Raw genomic sequence first — 4,643 nt, forward strand, 5'->3', positions numbered from 1 at the left:
GCCGCAGCTTGGACTCATGGTCGGGCGCGCCGGGCTGACCCTCGGGATGCAGGCCCCGATAGTAGAGCTTCTGCCACTGGTCGGCGGGGGCCTTGGGATTGTTCTGCTTGATCCAGTCCTGGAAGGCCGCGCGCGAGGCGCTCCAGGCGTCGAAGGAGGCCAGCAGCTCGGGTTGGTCCTCGAGCGGGCGCAGCTCGGGCTTCAGCCGGTCCAGCACCCCGCGCGGGGTCGGGAAGAAGAAGCAGACGGCTCGTTCTCCTCGAACCGAACCCAGGCGTCGGGCCGGGTGAAGCGCCAGTTCATGGTGAAGGTATAGGGCGACCAGTCGGTTTCGATCACCCCGCCCATCGGGGCGATGCCGTCCTTCATGGCGTTGGGCGGGCCGCCGACCCAGAGGTTCCAGCCCTCCGAGGTGCGCATGATGCCGTCGACATGAAAGGTGAGCGTACCGCTGCCGAACAGCGAGACCGGGGCCTTGCGGGGATCGGCGCCCGGATCCAGCACGATCTCGACGCACTCGGCGCCGACCCCGCCAGTCCAGCGCGCGGCGAAGCCGCAGGGGCTCAGAATTTCCCAACCATGGGTGTTGGCGATGGCCAGGGGCAGGCAGCGATAGGCGAAGCTCTCGGGCGTGGCGCTCATCCAGTCGCGCTTGGGCGAGGCGGGGGCCACGCGCGGCGACCAGCCCTCGCGCACATAGCAGACCAGCTCGGTCTCGGCCGCGCGGACGGGCGCGCCCCGGGGACGCTCCGGCGCCGATCCCTTCAACCGCTTCCTCATCTCAAGCCCTCGTCCGCTGCCGACGCGGCCTTATGACATGGGGTCCGCCGCCGGGTAAGGGCGGCGGACGGGGCCGGCGCCTATTGCCCTTTCAGCTTGCGGCCGAAGAACTCCAGATGGGTCCGCAGCACGCTGAGGCCCTTGGGCTTGCTGCCGCCGACGCTGTGGCGCTCGCCGGGATAGAGGGCCATTTCGAACGGGATGGCCTTCTTCTGCAGGGCGGCCATCACCCGGGTGCTGTTTTCGAAGATCACATTGTCGTCGGCCATGCCGTGCAGCAGCAGCAGGCTGCCCGGCTTGAGCTTGTCGAGGCGGTTGAGGATGTCGGAGCGGGCGTAGCCGTCCTTGTTCTCCTCCGGCTTGCCCATGTAGCGCTCGGTATAGGCGGTGTCGTAGAGGCTCCATTCGGTGGGCGGCGCGCCCGCCGCGCCGGCCTTGAATGGGCTGTTGTCGGCGGTCAGCATCATCAGGGTCATGAAGCCGCCGTAGGACCAGCCCATGACGCCCAGCTTGTCGGCGTCGACATAGGGCAGGGTCTTGAGATAGGCCGCCCCGACCAGTTGGTCCTCGACCTCGACCGTGCCGAGGCGGCGATCCAGGGCGCGCTTGAACTTGGCCGAGCGGTTGGCGCTGCCGCGGTTGTCGAGCTTGAAGACGATGTAGCCGGCCTCGACATAGGTGCGTTCGCCGGCGCTCTGCCAGGTCTTGCTGACGCGCTGGGCGTGAGGGCCGCCATAGACCGAGACGATGGCCGGATATTTTTTGCTGGGGTCGAAGTCCGACGGCTTGAGCATCGAATAGTGCAGGATCTCGCCGTCGGCGGCTTTCAGCGCGCCAAATTCGGGCGTGGTCAGGGTCGCGGCATAGGGCCAGTAGGGGTGTCCCTCGGCCAGCCGGTTCTCCTCGATCCAGCGGACGCGCTTGCCGTCGGGGGCGTAGAGGGCGGTCTGGGGCGGGGTCTTGGGGTCGCTATAGCTGCCGGCGAAGGCGCCGTTGGGGGCGACCTTGGCCGTCCACCAGCCGCCCGCCGGGGTCAGGGCCTTGGGCGCGCCGGGCTTGCGAAAGGAGACCTCGTAGAGCCGGCGCTCCAGGGGCGTATCGATCGAGGCGCCGAAGATCACCACCTGGCGCTTCTGGTCGACGCCCTCCACCGAACCGACCGGCCAGTCGCCCTTGGTCAGCTGGGCGATCAGCTTGCCGTCGGCGGCGTAGCGATAGAGGTGGTTGAAGCCGGAGGCCTCCGACGACCGCAGGAAGCTGCCGTCCTTCAAGGGGTGGAAGTCGTCGGCGACCTCGATGAAGTGGGCGTCGGTCTCCTTGAGGATCGTCCGGCCCTGGCCGGTGGCGGGGTCGAAGGCGATCAGGTCGAGGGTCTTCTGGTCGCGGCTGAGGCGCTGGACATAGAGGGTCTTGCCGTCGGCCGACCAGTCGACGCGGGCGACATAGATGTCCTTGTCGGCGCCGAGATCGACCTGCACCGACTTGCCCGTGGCCAGGTCCTGGACGAACAGGTCGACCACGGCATTGGGGCGGCCGGCGCGGGGATAGCGCTGGTTGATCACCGTGGCGCCGCCGGGGCCGATGTCGGCGCGCGGTACGACATCGACGCCGCTTTCGTCGACGCGCGTATAGGCGATCAGGCGCTCATCGGGCGACCACCAGTAGCCGGTGGCGCGGTCCAGTTCTTCCTGGGCGATGAACTCGGCGACGCCGAACGACAGGGTGTCCTTGCCGTCGGTGGTCAGGGCGCGCTCGTCCCCGCCGGTGATCGGCTTCAGATAGAGGTTCTGGTCGCGGACATAGGAGACGAAGCCGCCCTTGGGCGAGACCTTGGCGTCGACCTCGTCGCCGGGGGTTTGGGTCAGGCGGCTGACCGTGCCGTCGGCGACGCTGTCCAGATAGAGGTCGCCGTCGAGCGGCACGAGGATGAAGCGGCCCTGGCTGTCCCAGCTGTATTCGACGATGCCGCGCGACGAGACCCGGGCCCGCTCACGGCGGGCCTTCTCGGCCTCCGACAGTTCCTTGTCGCCGGACGACAGCGCCGCCGAGTCGATCAGGCGATAGGGCTCGCCACCGGCCACGTCGGCCGCCCACAGGTCCTGGACATTGGCGGCCTCGGCCTTGGCCTTCAGATAGGTGACGCGCTTGCCGTCCGGCGACAGGGCCACGCCCTTGGCCGTGGGACCGTTGAGGCCCGGATCGGCGAAGACGCGTTCCGGGGGCAGCTTTTGCGCCAGAACCGGCGATGACAGGGCGAGGCACGCCGCGAGGGCGGAAAGCGAGGGTCTGATCATGGCGCGGGACGCTAGTGGCGACGCGCGGGGTTGTCAGCAGGGAAAAGTCGGGCGGCGGCCGCAATCCCGTCGCCGACAGCCCCTGTTCAGGCCGCGGGCCTGGATCAGCTGACCTTCAGCCCCGCCGTTTCCACCACCTGGGTGATCTTCACCGCGCCCTTTTCGTCATGGACCGTCACGGTCGCCACCGGCGCGGCGCCGCGCCAGTCGATCTCGATCATCCCGAAATTACGCTCGCGCAGCACCGGAGACACGCGCAGGGCGTTGGGCGGCGTCACCGGCCAGACCTCGGTCAGGCCCGAGGAGGTGATGTCCCAGATCGGGTAGGGAACGTTGGTGTCCAGTCGCGAGACCTCGGCATAGTGGGTGTCGCCGCTGATACAGATCAGGCGGTCGGCGCGCTGGCGGCGGATGGCGTCGAACAGGCGCTGGTGGTCGCGGGCATAGTTGATCCAGCTTTCCCAGCCGGCGAAATCGGCCAGCACCTGCAGGCTCGAGCCGAAGATCCGCAGATCGGCGGGCTGGGCCAGCTGGGTCTCCAGCCAGGTCCATTGCGGCTCGCCGATCATGGTGGCGTCCAGGTCGGGGATGCGGTCATAGGGACCCGGGGTTTCCTTGCCCGACAGGCCGTGGCTGATCGCCCAGGCCTTGTAGCCGCCCTTGAAGGTCTTCTCGACCAGCGGCGTGCGGTTCCAGCGCAGGTCGGGCAGGATGATCTGAACGCGCTGGCCCTCGGGGCCAAAGACATAGGCGGCATAGACGCCGTCGCGCGTGCGGCGCACCGAGTCGGCCGGCTCGCCCCAGAAGTCGCAGAACTGACGACGACTCTCGGCCTTCATGGGATAGTCGCCGCCGGCGTCGTTCTCGCCGAAATCGTGGTCGTCCCAGATGGCGATGAGCGGGGTGGTGTCGCGCAGGCGCTTGAAGCCGGGCTTGGCCGCCAGGGCCGCGTACTTGGCCGCCATCACCTTGGGATCGCGGGTGTCGGCATAGATGTTGTCGCCCAGGAACACGAACAGGTCGGGCTTTTGGTCGAGGATCGCGTCCCAGATCGGTTGGTCCTTGGCCTGGTTGGCGCAGGAGCCGAAGGCGATGCGGGTCAGGGCGCGGTCCAGGGCCTTGTGCGGCGCGTCGACGGTCGCGGCGCGGGCCGCCGGCGCGATCGCCAGGGCGGCGGCCGATAGGCCAAGGGCGCTGCGGCGCGAAAGATCGGTCACGGGGCGTTTCCTCATTCTTGAGTTCAAGCTTGAACGACAAAGGGCCGGGAGTCTCCTCCCGGCCCCAAGCTTGATAGGTTCGTCGGCTTAGAACGCCTTCTTCACCGAGATGAAGAACTGACGCGGCGGAGCGGTCAGGACCGTCTGGGCCGTGCCGGCGGCGTCATTGGCGACCATGCCGCCCGAACCGATGGTCGAGATATAGTCCTCGTCGGTCAGGTTGGTGATGTTGGCCTGGATCTCCATGCCCTTGGTCCAGGCGTCGTCGTCGGCGAAGCGGTAGCCCACGGTCAGGTCGGCCACCGTGGGTCGAGGGGCCAAGCCGCCGATGTTCTCATAGGTGTAGTAGCGC

The 4,643-nt window shown here is 68.1% G+C and carries 2 protein-coding genes and 2 pseudogenes; all 4 read right to left on the minus strand.

What is annotated here, in order from left to right; all coding sequences use genetic code 11:
- Positions 1-780 (minus strand): annotated as a pseudogene (locus CSW58_RS04940) (DUF6065 family protein); the annotation flags it as partial.
- Positions 781-860: 80 nt separating this feature from the next.
- A complete protein-coding gene (locus CSW58_RS04945) occupies positions 861-3,074 on the minus strand; it encodes a S9 family peptidase (protein ID WP_099446544.1) in 2,214 nt (737 codons plus the stop codon).
- Positions 3,075-3,178: 104 nt separating this feature from the next.
- Positions 3,179-4,291 carry an alkaline phosphatase D family protein gene (locus CSW58_RS04950; RefSeq protein WP_099446545.1) on the minus strand — a complete coding sequence of 371 codons (1,113 nt, stop codon included), beginning with the start codon at positions 4,289-4,291 and terminating at the stop codon, positions 3,179-3,181.
- A gap of 87 nt (positions 4,292-4,378) precedes the next feature.
- Positions 4,379-4,643, minus strand: a pseudogene (locus CSW58_RS04955) (TonB-dependent receptor); the annotation flags it as partial.

Origin of the sequence: Caulobacter sp. B11, from assembly GCF_002737765.1 — a bacterium.
In the GTDB taxonomy this organism is placed as follows: domain Bacteria; phylum Pseudomonadota; class Alphaproteobacteria; order Caulobacterales; family Caulobacteraceae; genus Caulobacter.

Coding starts and splice junctions, on each gene's coding strand:
- CSW58_RS04945 (WP_099446544.1), bottom strand. CDS start 3,074: ATGATCAGACCCTCGCTTTCCGCCCTCGCGGCGTGCCTCGCCCTGTCA.